Below are 17,196 nucleotides of genomic sequence, written 5' to 3' on the forward strand. Positions count from 1 at the left end.
TCTCCAGAGACCTGCCGCCGGCTTACTGTGCGGGCGTGCTGGCCTGTGCCGGCGTGTCTGCGGCGCGATCGAACATGAACTGGCCGATGAGCTTTTCCAGCACCACGGCGGACTGGGTGATCAGCACACGATCGCCACCCTTGAGCATCTCGATGTCGGCGCCCGCTTCCAGGCCGACGTACTGCTCGCCGAGCAGGCCCGAGGTCAGGATCGAGGCCGTCGTATCGGCCGGGAACTGGTAGCGACCATCGAGTTCGAGCTCGACGACGGCGCGGTAGATCTCGGCATCGAAGCGGATCGCCGCAACCCGGCCAACGAGCACCCCCGAACTCTTCACCGGCGCGCGCACCTTCAGCCCGCCAATGTTGTCGAACGGCGCCTCGACGCGGTAGGCGTTGGATGCATCGAAACCCGAGAAACTGGCCACGCGCATGGCAAGGAAGATCAGCGCCGCAAAACCCAGCGCGACAAAGATGCCGACCCACAGGTCGAGCGTGGTACGACTCATCATAGACCCCGGAACATGAAGGAAGTAAGGACGAAGTCGAGCGCTAGGATGGCCAGCGCCGACGTCACGACGGTGCGGGTGATGGCACGCGACACGCCTTCGGCGGTCGGCTGGCAGTCGTAGCCCTCGAACACCGCGATCAGCGACACCACGGTGCCGAAGACGAGGGACTTGATCACGCCATTCAGCACGTCGTAGCGGAACTCCACCGCGGACTGCATCTGCGACCAGAAGGCGCCGTCATCGACGCCGATGACCACGACCGTGATCAGCCAGCCGCCGAAGATCCCCATCGCCGAGAACAGGGCCGCCAGCAGCGGCATCGACAGCACGCCACCCCAGAAGCGCGGCGCCACCACGCGGGCGATCGGATCGACCGCCATCATGTCCATCGCCTTCAACTGCTCGGTCGTCTTCATCAGGCCGATCTCGGCCGCAATCGCCGAGCCGGCGCGGCTGGCGAACAGCAGGCCGGCGATCACCGGGCCCAGCTCGCGCAGCAGCGACAGCGCCACCATCACGCCAACCGCGTCGGCCGAGCCGTAGCGCTGCAGGATGTCGTAGCCCTGCAGACCGAGCACGAGGCCGACGAAGAGCCCCGATACGATGATGATCAGCAGCGACAGCACGCCGCTGAAGTAGAGCTCGCGGATGGTGAGATGGATGCGTCGCACCGACTGCCCGGAGGCGAGCAGCACCGCAAGCAGGAAGCGGGTGGCGAAGCCCAGCCGCCACACGCCGTTGATGGTCAGCTCGCCGACTTGGCGCAGGCCGGCGGCCAACCCATTGAACAACCCGTTCATGCGCGCTCCCCGCCCAGCAGGCTGTCGATCGGCGGCGCCGGATAGTGGAAGGGGACCGGGCCGTCGGCCTCGGCGTTGACGAACTGATGCACGAAGGGGTCGGCCGAGGCCCGGATCTCGTCCGGCGTACCCTGCGCGACGATGCGGCCGTCGGAGACGAAATAGATGTAATCGACGATCTCGAGCGACTCGTGCACATCGTGAGTAACCATCACCGAACTCGCCCCGAGCGCATCGTTGAGGCTGCGGATGAGCTGGCCGATGATGCCGAGCGAGATCGGATCCAGCCCGGCGAAGGGTTCGTCGTACAGGATCAGCATCGGATCGAGCGCGACCGCACGTGCCAGCGCCACCCGTCGCGCCATGCCGCCCGACAACTCGCCGGGACGCAGCGCCGCGGCGCCGCGCAGGCCTACCGCCTCGAGCTTCATCATGACGAGGTCGCGCACCATGCCGGCGGGCAGACGGCTGTGCTCGCGCAGCGGGAAGGCGACATTGTCGAACACGTTCATGTCGGTGAACAGGGCGCCAAACTGGAACAGCATGCCCATGCGCCGCCGCAGCGCATACAGCTCGGCCGCCGACATGCCCGCCACGTCCCGCCCCTCGACCGTCACCGTACCGGCGCTGGCGCGCAACTGCCCGCCGATCAGGCGCAGCAGGGTGGTCTTGCCGCAGCCGCTGCCGCCCATGATGGCAACCACCTGGCCGCGGTGCACGCTGAGGTCGATGCCGCGCAGCACCTCGCGCTCGCCATAGGCGAAGCGCACGTCGCGCAGCGAGACCAGCGGAGAGGCATGTTCGGCAGACAAGGACACGATGGGCGGAGAGTCCGGAAAAAGCTGAGCATTGTAACAGAGGCGCACGCCGATGCGAGACTTCGATGTTGCAATGCAACAACGCCTCAGGCGCAGTCCATGGCCACGCCCTGCGGAAGCAGAGCTGTTCTGCTCCAGACACTTGCAACCGACCACAGGCGCGCCGCGACGTTCCCGCGATTATTCCATTCAGGTATTCCGTTTTCGTTCAAATGCAATTAGCATCGAATCATGAATCGCCCCATCAACCTTATTTCTACCCTCGCGACGAGCGCGGTGGCGGTCGCACTGGCGACGGCCTGCACCCCGCTGCAGCCCTCGCGCATGGCGGCCGGACACCTCGATGCGCAGGCCGCGCCCCTCCCCCGCACGCCCGCCGCGACGCTCGCGAGCACGAGCGTGACAGCGCCGGAGCCGCCCACCCCCTCACCGCCCGCCGCCGCCCATGACGCCGCGCCGCCGGCAGCCCCCGTCCCGGCCGCCCCCTCCCCGGCCGGCTACTCGGTGTCGGTGCGCGACATCCCGGTGCATGAGCTGCTGTTCGCCATCGGCCGCGATGCCGGCCTCGAGCTCGACCTCCACGCCGGCATCGAGGGGCGCGTCACCCTGCATGCGCTCGATCAGCCACTGCCCGCGCTGCTCGAGCGCATCGCCCGCCAGGTCGACATCCGCTACGAGCTGCGTGGCCGCCATCTGTCCGTGCGCCCCGACACCCCCTTCATCCGCAGCTACCCGCTCGACTACGTGAACCTGAGCCGCGACATGCGCGGCGCGGTCGCCACCAGCACCCAGATCGCCACCACCGGCGCCCTCGCCCAGGGCGGTGCGAACGGCGCCGGCAATGCCTCGGTGACCCAGATCGAGACCCGCGCCAGCAACGACTTCTGGGCCTCGCTCGAGGCCAACCTGATCACCCTCCTCGACGACGCCGGCGGCGGCCCGCGCTGCGGCGGCGAGGCCGGCGCGCCCTGCCGCAGCGCCGACGTCATGGTCAATCGCGAGAGCGGCGTGCTGCTGGTACGCGCCAACGCGCGCCAGCACGCGCAGCTGCGCGCCTTCCTCGACCACGTGCAGCAGTCAGCACGGCGCCAGGTCATGATCGAGGCCACCATCGTCGAGGTCACCCTCGCCGACGGCTATCGCCAGGGCATCGACTGGACGCGAATCGGCGTGCCGGGCTGGAACGTGCGCCCGCGCGGATCCGACGACGCCGGGGCCGGCCTGCCCACGCTCAGCTACCTGTCGGCCAGCACCGACATCCAGCTCGAGCTGCTCGAGACCTTCGGCACCGTCAAGGTGCTGTCCAGCCCGCGCCTGTCCGTGCTCAACAACCAGACGGCGATGCTGAAGGTCGTCGAAGAGGTGGTTTACTTCATCGTCGACAGCACCACCACCGAGTACGACGACCGCCAGCAGTCACGCATCACCGCCACCACGACACCGCAGTCGGTATCGGTCGGCATGGTGATGTCGGTGACCCCACAGATCAGCGCCGCCGGCGACATCACCCTCAATGTGCGCCCGACCATCTCCGGCATCTCCGGCTTCAAGGACGACCCCAACCCCTCGCTGCGCAACATCCCCAACCGCGTGCCGCAGATCCGCACGCGCGAGATCGAGTCCATGCTGCGCCTGCGCAGCGGCGAGATCGCGGTGCTCGGCGGGCTGATGGAGGACCGCATCGACCACGACACCGGCCGCATCCCCCTGTTCGGCGACCTGCCTGTTCTGGGCGAGCTGTTCACCCGCCGCGACAACGCGGTGCGCCGCACCGAGCTGCTCATCTTCCTGCGTCCGCGGCTGATCGACGACCCCAGCACGCAGACCGACTTCGCCGCCTACGCCGAGCACCTGCCCGACGCCGACTTCTTCACCCGCGCGCCCTCGCCCGGCCAGCGCAACTTTCCCGCCCTGCCGCTGCGCCCGCTGCTCGTCCCCGCCGGCGCGCAGGCGCACACGGCGCCAGTTCCCCTCGCCGACGCGTACCAACCATGAACGCACCGCTGCCCATCGGTCAGACCCTGCTCGCCGCCGGCCTCATCGGCGAAGACCAGTTGCGCATCGCCCTTCACGAACAGGGCACGCGCGGGCAGCCGCTCGGCCGCGTGCTGGTCGAGCTCGGCTTCGTCAGCGAGGCGGCGCTGCGCGAGACGCTTGCCGCGCGCAGCGGCCTGCCCTGCGTCGATCTGTCGAGCGCACTGGCCGACCCCGACGCCATCGCACGCGTGCCGCAGGCGCTGGCCCGCCGCCACCGCCTGCTGCCCCTGCAGTACGACGCCGCCCGCCACCGCCTCATCGTCGCCATGGCCGACGCCCACGACATCGTTGCCCTCGACCGCCTGCGCAGCGAGCTCGGTCCCGACGTGCACATCGAGCTGCGCCTGGCCGGCGACGGCGAACTCGGGCGCGCCATCGACCAGCACTACGGCCAGGCCAGCTCGATCGAGGCGCTGGTGCGCGCCCTCGAGCAGCGCGGCAGCGCCGACGTGCGCGACGCCCAACTCGTGGTCCGCCTGGTCGATGCGCTACTCGCCGATGCCGCCGCGCGCGGCGCCTCCGACCTGCATTTCGAGCCCGAGGCCGGCTTCCTGCGCATCCGCCACCGCATCGACGGCACGCTGCGCCAGGTGCGGGCGATCCACAAGGCTTGCTGGCCCGAGCTCGTCGTGCGCCTGAAGGTCATGGCCGGCATGGACATCGCCGAGTCGCGCAGCCCCCAGGACGGGCGCATCAGCCTCACCGTGGGCGGGCGCCCGATCGACTACCGCGTCGCCACCCAGCCCACGCTGCACGGCGAGAACATCGTGCTGCGCATCCTCGACCGCGACAAGGGCATCGTGCCGCTCGACGCCCTCGGGCTGGCGCCCGCGCAGGCCGCCAGCCTCGCACGCATCCTCGCCCGCCCAGAGGGCCTGATCCTGGTCGTCGGCCCGACCGGCAGCGGCAAGACCACCACCCTGTACTCGATGCTCAATGCCCTCAACACCGAGGCGGTCAACATCATGACGCTCGAGGACCCGGTCGAGTATCCGCTCGCCCAGATCCGCCAGACCCAGGTCGGCGAGGCCAGCCGGCTCGACTTTGCCGACGGCGTGCGCGCCCTGCTGCGCCAGGACCCCGACATCATCCTGGTGGGCGAGATCCGCGACGCCGACACCGCGACCATGGCGCTGCGCGCCGCCCTCACCGGCCACCAGGTGTTCGCCACGCTGCACGCCAATACGGTGTTCGGTGCGTTGCCACGCCTGATCGACATCGGCCTGCACGCCGAGCTGCTCGCCGGCAACCTCGCCGGCATCCTGTCGCAGCGCCTGGTGCGCTGCCTGTGCCCCGACTGCCGCGCACCGGCCACCGCCACTGCCGCCGAATGCGCCCTGCTCGGCCTCGCGCCCGCTGCCCCACCGCCGGTGCTACACCACGCCACCGGCTGCCCCGCGTGCGACTTCAGCGGCTATCGGGGACGGCGCGCCATCATGGAGGTCCTGCATGTGGACGCCGCCCTCGACGAGCTCATCGCCCGCCGCGCCAGCCCCGGCGAGCTGCGTGCCGCCGCTCGTGCCGGCGGCCACCGCAGCCTGGCCGAGGACGGCCTGCGCCACGTGCTCGACGGCAGGACCTCGCTGAGCGAGCTCGGCCGCGTCGTCGATCTTGCGTCGCTGGCCGCGTCCACCGCGGCTGCGGGTCGGCCGGCATGAAGCTGCACCGCTACCGCGCCGTCGACGCCGAGGGCCGCCGCCGACGCGGCCAGCTCGAAGCCATCGACCTGGATGATCTCGAGCACCGCCTGCGCGCCCACGGCCTGCTGCTCATCCATGGCGAGGCCTGCCGCCCGCGTCTGCTCGGCCGCCGCCGCGTGCCGCGGCGCGAGCTGATCCCGTTCTGCTTCCACCTCGAGCAATTGCTCGCCGCCGGCGTGCCGCCCTTCGAAAGCCTCGCCGCGCTGCGTGACGCCAGTCAGGACCTGCGCATGCAGCGTGTGGTCGCCGCCCTGCTCGCCGACATCGAGCAGGGCCGGCCGCTGTCGGACGCCGCCGCCCGCCAGCCCGCCGCCTTCTCGCCGGTGGCCGTCAGCCTGCTGCGCGCCGGGGAACAGGCCGGCCACCTGCCACAGGCCGTGCGCGACATCGGCACGGCGCTGAGCCGCGAGGAAGAACTCGCCGGCCACGCCCGCCGCCTCGCGATCTACCCCAGCATCGTGGGCGCCGTGCTGCTGCTGGCGGTCATCGTCGCCCTCACCCAGGTCGTGCCCGAACTCGAGAAGCTGCTGCGCAGCAGCGGCCAGAGCCTGCCGCTGCAGACCCGCCTGCTGGTCGGCCTGTCGCATGCGCTGCGCGACTGGGGCTGGGCATTGCTGCTGGGGATCGCCGCGGCACTGGCGATCACCGTGCAGGCGCTGGCGCGCTCGGAAGCCCTGCGCGTGCGCGCCGATGGCCTCAAGCTCGCCCTGCCGCTGGTGGGCAGCCTCCTGCGCAAGCTCGCGCTGGCCCGCTTCGCTGCGCTGTTCGCCACCCTCTACGCCGCCGGCATCAACGTCATCGACGCCCTGCGCGCGAGCGAGGACGCCACCGGCAACCTCGCCCTGCGCGAAGGCCTGCGCCATGCGCGCCGCAGCATCGAGCAGGGTCGGCCGATCTCGGCAGCGTTCGAGAGCGCCGGCGTGTTCCCGGCGCTCGTCACCCGCATGCTCGGCCTCGGCGAACAGACCGGCGCCCTCGACAACGCGCTGACCAAGGTTGCCAGCCTCTACCAGCGCGACGTCGCCGACGGCATCGCCCGCCTGCAGACCGCAGCCGAGCCGGTCATCACCCTGCTCATGGGCGGCCTGCTGCTATGGATCGCGAGCGCGGTGCTGGGCCCGATCTACGACCTCATCACCCGCCTCCCGGTCTGAACCATGACGCGCAGCCCCCTGCTCCTCAGGCTCGACGCGCACGGTCTCGACGCATGGCAAATGCATGACCGGAGCCTTGCCCGGGTGGCCCGCTTCGGCGCTGGCGAGCACGCCGCCTTGGCCACCTGGCTGTCGGCCTGGCCGCGGGCTGCGCGCTGTCGCGTGCTGGTCGACTTCGCAGATGAAGCCTTCGAGATCGAGGACCTGCCGCGCGTGCGCGGCGCGGACCGGCGCGCCCTGGTCGCGCGCCGGCTGGGCAGCTGGTTCGCCCGCCCCGAGTTCGCGCTCGCCACCGCGCTCGGCGACGCCGCCCACGAGGCCGGCCGGCGCTTCGAGCGCTTCCTGTTTTCGGGCCTGAACCGCCCCGCGCTGGTCGAGCCCTGGCTGCAGGCCGTGACCGGCGCGGGCCACCGGGTCGACCGCGTGGTGTCGGCGGCACACCTGCTCGCCCACGTCGTCGCCCCCTGCGTGACCCGCCATGCCGCGCTCGGCCAGGCCGGGCCGTCACGCAGCACCTTCGTGCTCGGCGCCAGCCGCAGCGGCCTGCGCATCAGCCTGCTGGCGGGAAGATCCTTGCTGTTCTCGCGCCTTGTCGAAGGTGCGTACCCGCCAGCAGAAGCCGAAGGCGCCGCACTGCAAGGCTGGCAGCACGAACTCGCCCGCACGCGCGATTACCTGCGCGCCCAGCGCCGCATCGAGGCGGACGAGACGCCCGGCGTGCTGCTGCTCGCCACAGCCACTGCGCCGACACGGCAGGACGACCGCGACGGGAACGGGGGTGGCGAGGGGGTTCGCGAGGGAACGGACGAAGCCGCGCCCGTCGCCATCGATCCGGCACGGCTCGGCGCGCTCGCGCTGCGCGACGAAAGCGGCGCCGCCATCACCGGCGAAGGACTCAGCGCCCTGCTGCTCCCTGCGCTGTGTCGCGCCCCCGCGCACCTGGGCTGGCCCGCGGGCCGCGGCACGGACGCAGCGGCACGAGCCGCGCGGCGCCCGCTGCTGGCGCTGGGGGCGATCCTCGTCTGCGCCGCTGCGATCGGCGGCTGGTACTGGCAGCAGTCAGCCGCGCAGGCCGCCCACGCGGCGGCGGCCGAAGCCGCAGCGGCGCGGCTGCGCGCGCTGCAGGCAAGGCGCGAGGACGACATCGGCACCCAGGCCCACGCGCAGGCGCCCGACGCACAGGACGCCGCCGTCGCGGCGCCCAGTCCGGAGGAAGAACCGACCCTACCGCCCCCGCCACCCACGGACCTCGCGGCGGAAGATTCCGCCCCCCTTCCCCGTCGCATCGACGGTATCCTGCGCCGGCCCGACGGCCGCGTGTTCTTGTGGGTCGACGGCCAGCTCACCGACCCTGCCAGCGCCGGCCTGCGCCTGGCGCCCGGCCCTGCGCTGAGCCTGTCGCCACGCGACGCCGGCCGCACGCGTCTGCGCGTGGGCGACCACTGGCCCCCAATGGCAGCCCCCGACACGGCCGGGACCCCGCGATGAAACCTGCGCTCGGCGTGCCCATGCGCGTACGCGGCCAGGCCCTGATCGCGGCCTTGCTGCTTGCCCTGTTGCTGGCTGCCGCAAGCCTGCTCGGTGGCGGCGAACTGCGCATGCGCAGCAACACAGTGGCCCATGCGCGCAGCGTGGCGGCGCTGGCGCAGGCGCGCGATGCGCTGATCGGCTATGCGATCAGCTACGACGAGCGCCACCCGGGCGAGGGCTACGGTTTTCTTCCCTGTCCGGACAGCGGCAACAGTGGCTCGACACCGATCGGCGCCTGCGGCGCGCGCGATCTCGGCGCCCTCGGCCGCCTGCCCTGGCGCACCCTCGGCCTGGCCGACCTGCGCGACGGCTGGGGCGAGTGCCTGTGGTACGCCGTCGCCGGCAGCATCAAGCACAACCCCAAGCCCTTGCTGCTGAACTGGGACAATGCGGGCCAGTTCGCCCTGCAGGCGGCCGACGGACGCATGCTGGCCGCCGCCGCGCCCGACCGCCTTGCCGTCGCCGTGGTGTTCGCACCCGGGCCACCCCTGCCCGGCCAGCTCCGCCCGTCGGCGGCCGGCAGGGCATGCAGCGGCAGCGCGTCGGCCGCCGCCGATCTCTCGAGTTATCTCGAGGGCGACTATCCGGCGACCGTCGGCGGCACGCTCACGGTCGCCGCGGGCGAGCAGCCGGACGGCGCGCAAGGGCGGCGCAACGATCTCATCGCCTGGATCGGCATCGACGACCTCTTCGATGCCTTGCGCCGCCGTGCCGACCACGCAGACCAGGTCGACGCCCTGATCACCACCGCGGCCGATGCGCTTGCCAGCCGTCTCGGCGACGCCCACTTCATCGCCGCCCACAGCGAGGACACCTCGGGCGCCTTGCGCATCGGCCTGCTGCCGGCGGGCGCCGCGCTCGGGCTGCCGGTACCGGATCGCCCTCGCCTCGAGCGCTGGCGCGACCAGTTCCGCTTCGCCGTGTGCACCGACGGCAGCGCCTGCATCGATGCCGAGCTGGATCCGCCTGCGGCGACGCTGGCCTGTCGTGGCGTGCTCCTCTTCGGTGGCGAACGCATCCGCAGCGGCGCCGGCGCACAAGCGCGCATCACCGCGGCGCAGCGCAAGGACCCGGCGCAGTACTTCGAGGGCGACAACGCCCGCCATCTGTCACAGGGCATCCCGCATTTCAGCGGCGCAGCGCGCTTTCGCGTCGCCGACCCGCTGCAGCCCGCCACCGCCGACGTCGTCCGCTGCCTGCCATGACACGCCTGTCCGCACCGCTTCTGTCCACACCGTCTCCGCGCGCGCCGCGCCGCCACGCCACAGCTAGCCCTCTGCCGGCGTCCCTGGGGGCGCACAGCCGCGGCTTCACCCTCGTCGAGCTTGCCATGGTGCTGGTCATCCTGGCCCTGCTCGGCAGCGCGCTGCTGGTGCCGCTGGGCAGCCGCATCGAGGCCCGCGATCGCCAGCTCAGCCTCGATCGCCTGCACGACATCCAGCACGCGCTCATCGGCTTCGCGCTGATCCACGGCCGGCTACCCTGCCCGAGCAGCGAGGCCGACCCGACGAGCCCGCTGTATGGCCTCGAGGACGCGCCGCCCTGCAGCTTCGCCAGCGAAGGCCGCCTGCCCTGGCGCAGCCTCGCCATGCCCGCCACCGATGCCTGGGGAGGCCCGCGCACCAGCGCCGCCGACGACTGGGCCGGCCATTGGCGCTATCGCGTCGACCCGCCCTTTGCCGCCGGGCCGATCACCGCCGCCACCGCGACTTCGGCCAACCTGCAGATCCGCGCCCACGACGGCAGCCGCATCACCACCACCGACTCGCAGGCGGTCGCCATCATCTACTCGACCGGCCCCAACCGCCGCCCCGATGGGCTCAACGCCAGCTATGCGGCCACCGGCGCGCAGTACCAGGCCGGCGCGCCGACCCCCGACTTCGACGACCTGCTGCTGTGGATCGGCCGGCCGCTGCTGATCGCCCGCCTCGCCCAGGGCGGCGGCCTGTGAGCCTGCCTGCGCGAGCCCGCTGCCAACCCGTTTCACCCACCACCCGGAAGAAGGAGAGCACGCAATGAAGAACGCACAGTCCGGATTCACCCTCGTCGAGATTGCCGTCGTGCTGCTGATCGTCGGCCTGCTGCTTGGCGGCGTCATGAAGGGGCAGGCACTGATCGACAGCGCCAAGGTGAAGAACCTCGCCCAGGATTTCCGCAGCATCCCCGCCATGGTCCACGGCTATCAGGACAAATATCGCGCCCTGCCCGGCGACGACCGCAATGCCCGCCTGCACCTGTGCAGTACCGGCGCACAGTGCACCACGGCGGGCAATGGCAATGGCCTCATCGATGGCAACTGGGACGATGAGCAGGGCAGCGAGAGCGTGCGCTTCTGGCAGCACCTGCGCCTGGCCAACCTCGCCAGCGGCAGCACCGACCCCGATGACGCCGCCTTCCTGCCCCTCAATGCCGTTGGCGGACGGCTCGGGGTGCAGCGCGGCGGCAGCGTGCTCCAGGTCCCCGGCAGCCTGGTGGTGTGCTCGGGCGCCATCCCGGGCAAGCTCGTGCGCCAGCTCGACATCGCGCTCGACGACGGCGATCCCGCCACCGGCTCGCTGCGCGCCGGCACCCTCGGCGGCAACGGCCTGGTCGCGGTGTCGGCGAGCAATCCGCTCGACGATGCCGCCAGCCACACGGTGTGCGCGAGCCTGTAGGGCGCGGGGCGGCGCGGGCGGCACGCCGGCGCTTGTTATACAATTGCGCCGCTGCCGCCGGCGCCGCGCGCCCTCTCAGGGGCATCGCGCCGCCCTTTTGTGCCCGTAATCTGCCAGGACCGCATGGACCCAACTCCCGAATCTGCCGACAGCCGCGCCGTCGCCCTTGCGCGCACTGTCCTGCGCATCGAAGCCCAGGCCGTGGCCGCCCTTGCCGATCGCCTCGGTGCTGAATTCGAACGCGCCGTCGACATCATCCTCAAGCGCCGTGGCCGGGTCATCGTCACCGGCATCGGCAAGTCGGGCCATATCGCGCGCAAGCTCGCCGCCACCCTGGCGAGCACCGGTACACCGGCCTACTTCGTGCACGCGGCCGAGGCTGCGCATGGCGACCTGGGGATGATCACCCCCGAAGACGTCGTCATCGCGCTGTCGAACTCCGGCACCAGCGAGGAGGTGCTCACCATCGTGCCCCTGGTCAAGCGCCAGGGCGCGCGCCTGATCTCGATCACTGGCCGCCCCGAGTCGCCCCTTGCGCGCGAGTCGGACGCGCACCTCGAAGCCGCGGTCGCCGAAGAAGCCTGCCCGCTCAACCTCGCCCCCACCGCCAGCACGACCGCGGCGCTCGCGCTGGGTGACGCCCTCGCCGTCGCGCTGCTCGATGCACGCGGCTTCGCGGCCGACGATTTCGCCCGCTCGCACCCGGGTGGGGCGCTCGGCCGCCGCCTGCTCACCCATGTCGGCGACGTCATGCGCGCGGCCGACGCCGTGCCGCGGGTCCGGCCCGACGCCCTGCTCAGCAGCGCCTTGCTGGCGATGACCGCGGGTGGCATGGGCATGACGGCGATCGTGGACGAGCAGGGCCAGCCGCAGGGCATCTTCACCGACGGCGACCTGCGCCGCGCACTCGAGAAGGGCTGCGACGTCCGCAGCGCGCGCGTGACCGAGGTGATGACGCGCAACCCGCGCTCGATCGGGCCGCAGGCGCTGGCCGTCGAGGCCGCCGAGATCATGGAGCGCATGCGCATCAGCCAGTTGCTGGTGGTCGACGCAGCCGGCCAGCTCGCCGGCGCGCTGACCACCCACGACCTCATGCGTGCCAAGGTGATCTGATTGATCGACGCCTGGCGCCTCTTCCCGGTCCTTGCGCTCGCCGCGCTGGCAGGGGCCTCGGTCTGGCTCGAGCGCATCACGCGCATCGAGGAGCCGGCTTTCATCGGCGAACAGACCGGGCCGGACTTCGTTGCCGAGCACACCCGCGTCGTCGGCTTCGGAGAGGACGGCCGCCAGCGTTACGAGTTGATCGCCGAGCGCCTCGAGCACTTTCCCGCGGGCGACATCACCCGCCTGCACCAGCCGCAGCTGCGCATGCAGGACGAACAGCGCGAGACGCGGATCACTGCCGCGCGCGCGGACGTGTCGCCCGGCGGCGAACGCGTCGACCTTGCCGGCGAGGTCAAGGTGCGCCGGCCTGGCGCGGGCGACGAACTGCCGCTCGCGCTCGACTCCGAGACGCTCACCGTGTGGCCCGACGCCCATCGCGCCGAGACCGACTCGCCGGTGGTGCTGGTGCGCGGCGCCAGCCGGGCCACCGCGCTCGGCATGCGTGCCGACAACCTGTTCGGCACGCTCGAACTCACCGGCGAGGTGCGCACCTTCATGCCCCGCCGCCAAGGATCATCGTCATGAAACGCTCGCACCCCACGCAGCCCTTCGCCCGCGTCCCCCGCGCCCCCTTCGGCCGCGGCCTCCTCGCCGGCGCGCTGCTCGTGCTGGCGAGCCTGTCGCTGCCCGCGCTGGCCGAGCGCGCCGATCGCGACCAGCCGGTCAACATCGAGGCCGACCGCCTCACCGTCGATGATCGCAACAAGGTCCATGTGTTCGAAGGCAGTGTCGTCCTCACCCAGGGCACACTGACGATCCGCGGCGACAAGCTGGTCGTCACCCAGGATGCGGCCGGCTTCCAGAACGGCGTCGCCACCGCCTCCGGCAACCGCCTCGCCACCTTCCGCCAGCGTCGCGACGGCACCACCGACCAGTACGTCGAGGGTGAGGCCGAGCGCATCGAGTACGACAGCCGCAGCGAAAAGGCGCGCCTCTTCAACCGTGCCCGCGTCACCAGCGGCGGCGACCAGGTGAGCGGCCACTACATCGAATACGACGCGCTCACCGAGAACTACCTGGTCACCAACGCTCCGGGCAGCCAGCCCGGCACCGCGCCCAGTCGGGTGCGCGCGGTGATCCAGCCCAAGTCCGAAGGCCAATAGACACCGCCGCGCGCGATCAAGCGCGGGGCAGCACATCCCCACGAGGAGGAACCATGAGCTTCGAAATGATCATCGCCGAGAAACGCGGCCGCGTCGGTCTCATCACGCTGAACCGGCCCAAGGCCCTCAATGCGCTCAACGACCAGGTGGTCAACGAGATCACCGCGGCGCTGAACGACTTCGAGTCCGACGAGGGCATCGGCGCGATCGTCATCACCGGCTCGGAGAAGGCCTTCGCTGCCGGCGCCGACATCGGCGCGATGGCGAGCTTCTCGTACATGGACGCCTACAAGAGCGAGTACATCACGCGCAACTGGGAGCGCGTGAAGACCTGCCGCAAGCCGGTGATCGCCGCGGTGGCCGGCTTCGCCCTCGGCGGCGGCAGCGAGCTGGCGATGATGTGCGACATCATCATCGCCGCCGATACCGCGAAGTTCGGCCAGCCCGAGGTCAAGCTCGGCACCCTGCCCGGCGCCGGCGGCACGCAACGCCTGCCGCGCGCGGTGGGCAAGTCGAAGGCGATGGAGCTGTGCCTGACCGGCCGCATGATGGATGCCACCGAAGCCGAACGCGCCGGCCTGGTCGCGCGCGTGGTCCCGGCCGACAAGCTGCTCGAGGACGCGCTCGCCACCGCGGAAACCATCGCCAGCTACTCGCTGCCGGTGATCATGATGATCAAGGAGTCGATCAACCGCGCCTTCGAGAGCAGCCTCAACGAGGGCCTGTTGTTCGAGCGCCGTGTGTTCCACGCCGCCTTCGCGCTCAACGACCAGAAGGAAGGCATGGCCGCCTTCGTCGAGAAGCGCAAGGCCAACTTCAGACACGACTGATCGCGCGGGATCTCCTGCCGGGGCTGCGGCTGGCCGCTTGCCAGCCGCGCCGCCGTCTGCGGTCATGTTCCTGCAACAGGATGACTGCATACGGCGCGGACACACAGCCCTGCATGGCACGGTGGATACGTCCCGGAATGCGCTGCGAGCGCCGTCACGAATGATTGAATCAGACAATCGAATCTCGATTGTGCGATGCACAAGATTTCGCTTGACACCCCATTCCGGGCCCGTATAATCCGCACCATGCTGCAACGCAACATGTGGCATGAAACCACGATGTGCATGCAACCCCGGCTTTCACCAAGGAGATCCAAATGAGCAACTTCGTCGCCCCCGAGCAATTCGCCGCCGCCAACAAGGCCAACATCGAAACCATGCTGACCCTGGCCAACACCGCCTTCGCCAGCGCCGAGCGCCTGGCCGCCCTGAACCTGAACACCGCCCGTTCGATCCTCGAAGACGGCGTGGCCAACACCAAGGCCCTGCTGGCTGCCAAGGACGTGCAGGAGCTGGTGAACCTGCAAGCTTCGCTGGCCCAGCCGATCGTCGAGAAGGCCGTCGCCTACGCCCGTAGCGTCTACGAGATCAGCTCGCAGAGCCAGGAAGAAATGTCCAAGGTCTTCGAAAGCCAGGTCGCCGAGCTGAACAAGGGCGTGGCCTCCGCGCTGGACAAGGCTGCCAAGTCGGCTCCCGCCGGCTCGGACGTCGCCGTCGCTGCCGTCAAGTCGGCCATCGCCGCCGCCAACAGCGCCTACGACAGCATGAGCAAGGCTGCCAAGCAGGTCGCCGAGATCGCCGAAGCCAACGTGGCCGCCGCGACCAACGCCACCGTCAAGGCCGTGAGCACCACCGCCAAGACCGCCTCCAAGAAGGCTGCCTAATACCCCACGCAGGTTCGCCTGCTGAGGTCTGCAGTACCGGAACGGCCCCTCGATGAGGGGCCGTTCTGCGTTTACCGGCCGGGCGAAGCTCAGTCGTACTTGATGTAGCGAAAGCGCTGATCCTCGTTCGGCGTGCCCTCGAGCACGCCGCCCTCGCGCCCCGGCTGCCACTGGATCACGTCCTCGATCTTCCTTGCCAGCGCGAAGTCGCGCTCGGTGACGCCCTTCGCGGAATGGGTGCACAGCTTCACGATCACGAAGGCATAGGACACGGCGAGGTCCGGGTGATGCCAGGCGGCCTCGGCCAGATGCCCCACGGTGTTGACCACCATCAGCGTGCCCTTCCAGCCTTCGGTGCGGTACTTGCGGCGGATCCAGCCGTTCTCGAAGTACCAGTGCGGCAACTCACGCTCGAGCCGCTGGCGGATTTCGCCTTCCGTCAGTGCGGTCAGTGTGTCGCTCATGTCAGCCTCCTTGGAGTTGGGGCTTTCAATGTAGCGAGCGCCGTCGCCGCCGTCCATGTCCGGCACGCGCGACAGACATGGGAAGAAAAAGGCCTCAGCCAGCCTCGCCGTCGCGCGCGCCGGCGCCCTGCGCCGGGCCGCCGGCCGCCGCTTCACCGGCATAGTGGTGCGGGAACAGGCGGCGCATCTCGCCCTCGATCCAGGCTTCGGCGCGCAGGTTGATCTCTTCGGCCTTCACCCCCTTGACGTCGATCGCCGGCCCGATGCTGACGATGATCTCGCCCGGGCGCTTGATGAAGGCGTTGCGCCGCCAGAACTCGCCGGCGTTGTGCGCCACCGGCACCACCGGCACGCCGGCACGCTTGGCCAGGATCGCGCCACCCGGCTTGTAGCGCCGCACCGTGCCGGGCGCCACCCGCGTGCCCTCGGGGAAGACCGCGACCCACAGCCCTTCCTTGAGGCGCTGGCGCCCCTGCTCGACGACTTGCGACAAGGCATCCTTGCCCGCCGCGCGGTCGATCGCGATACCGGGGATGCTGGCCAGCCCCCAGCCGAAGAAGGGCACGCGCAGCAGCTCGCGCTTGAGCACGTAGCACAGCGGCGGAAAGATCTGCTGCAGCGCAATGGTTTCCCACGCCGACTGGTGCTTGGCCAGGATCACCGACGGCACCGTGGGCATGTTCTCCGCCCCGATCACGCGGTAGCGGATGCCGAGCACGTGGCGGATGACCCACATCATCACTGGCACCCAGGAGGTGATCAGGCGATGGCGGGTCATCGGCGGCAGCCAGAAGATCAGCGTGGCGAAGATCGCGTAGGGCACGGTGATCAGCGTCAGCAGGATGGCGAACAGGAAGGAGCGGATCAGATGCACGGCAGGACTCTGCAGAAATTTGGGGCGATGCGCGCGGCACCGACGCTGGCCCGCCAGGCGGGTCGGCGCATGCGCACGCTCAGGCGGTCAGGGACGCGGCCACCGCATCGAGGTCGGGAAACACCCGGGTCGCCGGCGGCAGCTCCGGGCTCTCGTGCGTAGACTGGCCCTTGCCGGTGAGCACCAGGTAGGGCTGGGCACCGGCGGCGACGGCGGCCTGCAGGTCGCGCAGGCTGTCGCCGACGCAGGGCACGTTGGCCAGGTCCACGTTGAAGCGCTCGCCAATCTGCAGGAACAGGCCGGGCCCGGGCTTGCGGCAGTCGCAGGTCGAATCGGACGCATGCGGGCAGAAGAAGATGGCGTCGAGCCGGCCGCCGACCTGCGCCAGACTCTTCACCATGCGCTCGTTGATCGCGTTGAGCGTGTCCATGCCGAACAGCCCGCGGCCAATGCCGGACTGGTTGGAGGCCACCACCACCCGCCAGCCCCACTGGTTGAGGCGGGCGATGGCCTCGAGCGAGCCTGGAATCGGCCGCCATTCATCGGGCGACTTGATGAACTGCTCCGAGTCGGCGTTGATGACGCCGTCGCGGTCGAGAATGATGAGCTTCATCGGCATGGTCGTTCACCCCGGGTGGTTTGCCGCGCGCGCCGTCGCGGGACGGCGCGCGGG

18 protein-coding genes are annotated in these 17,196 nt (G+C 70.6%); 12 read left to right on the top strand and 6 right to left on the bottom strand.

The genetic code is table 11. The features are described 5' to 3' along the window. Window positions 1-22: 22 nt before the first annotated feature. From mlaD to ACMV5O_RS01715, 3 genes are read right to left on the bottom strand one after another with little or no spacing between them, the layout of a single operon-like run. Window positions 23-508 (bottom strand): outer membrane lipid asymmetry maintenance protein MlaD, encoded by a 486-nt coding sequence (gene mlaD / locus ACMV5O_RS01705; RefSeq protein WP_324541569.1) that lies wholly within the window; start codon window positions 506-508, stop codon window positions 23-25. Then, window positions 508-1,311 carry a lipid asymmetry maintenance ABC transporter permease subunit MlaE gene (mlaE, locus tag ACMV5O_RS01710; RefSeq protein ID WP_416161838.1) on the bottom strand — a complete coding sequence of 268 codons (804 nt, stop codon included), beginning with the start codon at window positions 1,309-1,311 and terminating at the stop codon, window positions 508-510. The genes mlaD and mlaE overlap by 1 nt, the downstream gene beginning before the upstream one ends. After that, on the bottom strand, window positions 1,308-2,129 hold the full coding sequence (locus tag ACMV5O_RS01715; protein WP_416161839.1) for an ABC transporter ATP-binding protein: 822 nt from the start codon (window positions 2,127-2,129) through the stop codon (window positions 1,308-1,310). Before ACMV5O_RS01715 ends, mlaE begins: the two co-directional genes overlap by 4 nt. A gap of 231 nt (window positions 2,130-2,360) precedes the next feature. Between ACMV5O_RS01715 and ACMV5O_RS01720 the strand changes: the two genes are divergently transcribed. The 12 genes from ACMV5O_RS01720 to ACMV5O_RS01775 all read left to right on the top strand — a co-directional run bounded on the left by ACMV5O_RS01720 (window position 2,361) and on the right by ACMV5O_RS01775 (window position 15,185). Next, window positions 2,361-4,124, top strand: a complete 1,764-nt coding sequence (locus ACMV5O_RS01720; RefSeq protein ID WP_416161840.1) for a hypothetical protein — start codon at window positions 2,361-2,363, stop codon at window positions 4,122-4,124. After that, complete coding sequence (locus tag ACMV5O_RS01725; RefSeq protein WP_416161841.1) at window positions 4,121-5,824, top strand: GspE/PulE family protein; 1,704 nt, start codon at window positions 4,121-4,123, stop codon at window positions 5,822-5,824. The genes ACMV5O_RS01720 and ACMV5O_RS01725 overlap by 4 nt, the downstream gene beginning before the upstream one ends. Then, window positions 5,821-7,020 (top strand): type II secretion system F family protein, encoded by a 1,200-nt coding sequence (locus tag ACMV5O_RS01730; protein ID WP_416161842.1) that lies wholly within the window; start codon window positions 5,821-5,823, stop codon window positions 7,018-7,020. The genes ACMV5O_RS01725 and ACMV5O_RS01730 overlap by 4 nt, the downstream gene beginning before the upstream one ends. A 60-nt stretch (window positions 7,021-7,080) precedes the next feature. Further along, window positions 7,081-8,508 (top strand): hypothetical protein, encoded by a 1,428-nt coding sequence (locus ACMV5O_RS01735; protein WP_416161843.1) that lies wholly within the window; start codon window positions 7,081-7,083, stop codon window positions 8,506-8,508. Next, entirely contained in the window at window positions 8,505-9,755 is a 1,251-nt protein-coding gene (locus ACMV5O_RS01740) for a hypothetical protein (protein ID WP_416161844.1), read from the top strand. The genes ACMV5O_RS01735 and ACMV5O_RS01740 overlap by 4 nt, the downstream gene beginning before the upstream one ends. Further along, a complete protein-coding gene (locus tag ACMV5O_RS01745) occupies window positions 9,752-10,501 on the top strand; it encodes a type II secretion system protein (RefSeq protein ID WP_416161845.1) in 750 nt (249 codons plus the stop codon). The genes ACMV5O_RS01740 and ACMV5O_RS01745 overlap by 4 nt, the downstream gene beginning before the upstream one ends. 64 nt (window positions 10,502-10,565) lie before the next feature. Further along, the gene (locus ACMV5O_RS01750; protein WP_416161846.1) at window positions 10,566-11,204 is read left to right on the top strand and encodes a prepilin-type N-terminal cleavage/methylation domain-containing protein; all 639 of its coding nucleotides are present in this window, start codon (window positions 10,566-10,568) and stop codon (window positions 11,202-11,204) included. 123 nt (window positions 11,205-11,327) lie between these two features. Further along, window positions 11,328-12,317, top strand: a complete 990-nt coding sequence (locus tag ACMV5O_RS01755; protein WP_416161847.1) for a KpsF/GutQ family sugar-phosphate isomerase — start codon at window positions 11,328-11,330, stop codon at window positions 12,315-12,317. Then, complete coding sequence (gene lptC, locus ACMV5O_RS01760; RefSeq protein WP_416161848.1) at window positions 12,318-12,893, top strand: LPS export ABC transporter periplasmic protein LptC; 576 nt, start codon at window positions 12,318-12,320, stop codon at window positions 12,891-12,893. It begins immediately after the preceding gene. Then, a complete protein-coding gene (gene lptA, locus ACMV5O_RS01765; protein ID WP_416161849.1) occupies window positions 12,890-13,471 on the top strand; it encodes a lipopolysaccharide transport periplasmic protein LptA in 582 nt (193 codons plus the stop codon). Before lptC ends, lptA begins: the two co-directional genes overlap by 4 nt. 53 nt (window positions 13,472-13,524) lie before the next feature. Further along, window positions 13,525-14,301 carry an enoyl-CoA hydratase gene (locus ACMV5O_RS01770; RefSeq protein WP_416161850.1) on the top strand — a complete coding sequence of 259 codons (777 nt, stop codon included), beginning with the start codon at window positions 13,525-13,527 and terminating at the stop codon, window positions 14,299-14,301. A gap of 317 nt (window positions 14,302-14,618) precedes the next feature. Next, complete coding sequence (locus ACMV5O_RS01775; protein ID WP_324542371.1) at window positions 14,619-15,185, top strand: phasin family protein; 567 nt, start codon at window positions 14,619-14,621, stop codon at window positions 15,183-15,185. Window positions 15,186-15,274: 89 nt separating this feature from the next. On the opposite strand, the gene ACMV5O_RS01780 is transcribed toward ACMV5O_RS01775, so the two are convergent. From ACMV5O_RS01780 to gmhB, 3 genes are all read right to left on the bottom strand, one after another. Then, the gene (locus ACMV5O_RS01780; protein WP_416161851.1) at window positions 15,275-15,649 is read right to left on the bottom strand and encodes a 4a-hydroxytetrahydrobiopterin dehydratase; all 375 of its coding nucleotides are present in this window, start codon (window positions 15,647-15,649) and stop codon (window positions 15,275-15,277) included. Between the two features lie 94 nt (window positions 15,650-15,743). After that, window positions 15,744-16,523, bottom strand: a complete 780-nt coding sequence (locus ACMV5O_RS01785) for a lysophospholipid acyltransferase family protein (RefSeq protein ID WP_416161852.1) — start codon at window positions 16,521-16,523, stop codon at window positions 15,744-15,746. A 79-nt stretch (window positions 16,524-16,602) separates the two neighbouring features. Then, entirely contained in the window at window positions 16,603-17,136 is a 534-nt protein-coding gene (gmhB, locus tag ACMV5O_RS01790; protein ID WP_324542377.1) for a D-glycero-beta-D-manno-heptose 1,7-bisphosphate 7-phosphatase, read from the bottom strand. Window positions 17,137-17,196: the final 60 nt, after the last annotated feature.

The sequence above is a fragment of the Thauera sp. WH-1 genome, assembly GCF_047806685.1.
Classification (GTDB): domain Bacteria; phylum Pseudomonadota; class Gammaproteobacteria; order Burkholderiales; family Rhodocyclaceae; genus Thauera.

Bases quoted from the DNA above. Each gene is read 5' to 3' on its own strand.
- mlaD (WP_324541569.1), bottom strand. From the start codon at position 508: ATGAGTCGTACCACGCTCGACCTGTGGGTCGGCATCTTTGTCGCGCTG.
- mlaE (WP_416161838.1), bottom strand. From the start codon at position 1,311: ATGAACGGGTTGTTCAATGGGTTGGCCGCCGGCCTGCGCCAAGTCGGC.
- ACMV5O_RS01720 (WP_416161840.1), top strand. From the start codon at position 2,361: ATGAATCGCCCCATCAACCTTATTTCTACCCTCGCGACGAGCGCGGTG.
- ACMV5O_RS01725 (WP_416161841.1), top strand. From the start codon at position 4,121: ATGAACGCACCGCTGCCCATCGGTCAGACCCTGCTCGCCGCCGGCCTC.
- ACMV5O_RS01730 (WP_416161842.1), top strand. From the start codon at position 5,821: ATGAAGCTGCACCGCTACCGCGCCGTCGACGCCGAGGGCCGCCGCCGA.
- ACMV5O_RS01735 (WP_416161843.1), top strand. From the start codon at position 7,081: ATGCATGACCGGAGCCTTGCCCGGGTGGCCCGCTTCGGCGCTGGCGAG.
- ACMV5O_RS01740 (WP_416161844.1), top strand. From the start codon at position 8,505: ATGAAACCTGCGCTCGGCGTGCCCATGCGCGTACGCGGCCAGGCCCTG.
- ACMV5O_RS01745 (WP_416161845.1), top strand. From the start codon at position 9,752: ATGACACGCCTGTCCGCACCGCTTCTGTCCACACCGTCTCCGCGCGCG.
- ACMV5O_RS01750 (WP_416161846.1), top strand. From the start codon at position 10,566: ATGAAGAACGCACAGTCCGGATTCACCCTCGTCGAGATTGCCGTCGTG.
- ACMV5O_RS01755 (WP_416161847.1), top strand. From the start codon at position 11,328: ATGGACCCAACTCCCGAATCTGCCGACAGCCGCGCCGTCGCCCTTGCG.
- lptA (WP_416161849.1), top strand. From the start codon at position 12,890: ATGAAACGCTCGCACCCCACGCAGCCCTTCGCCCGCGTCCCCCGCGCC.
- ACMV5O_RS01770 (WP_416161850.1), top strand. From the start codon at position 13,525: ATGAGCTTCGAAATGATCATCGCCGAGAAACGCGGCCGCGTCGGTCTC.
- ACMV5O_RS01775 (WP_324542371.1), top strand. From the start codon at position 14,619: ATGAGCAACTTCGTCGCCCCCGAGCAATTCGCCGCCGCCAACAAGGCC.
- ACMV5O_RS01780 (WP_416161851.1), bottom strand. From the start codon at position 15,649: ATGAGCGACACACTGACCGCACTGACGGAAGGCGAAATCCGCCAGCGG.
- gmhB (WP_324542377.1), bottom strand. From the start codon at position 17,136: ATGAAGCTCATCATTCTCGACCGCGACGGCGTCATCAACGCCGACTCG.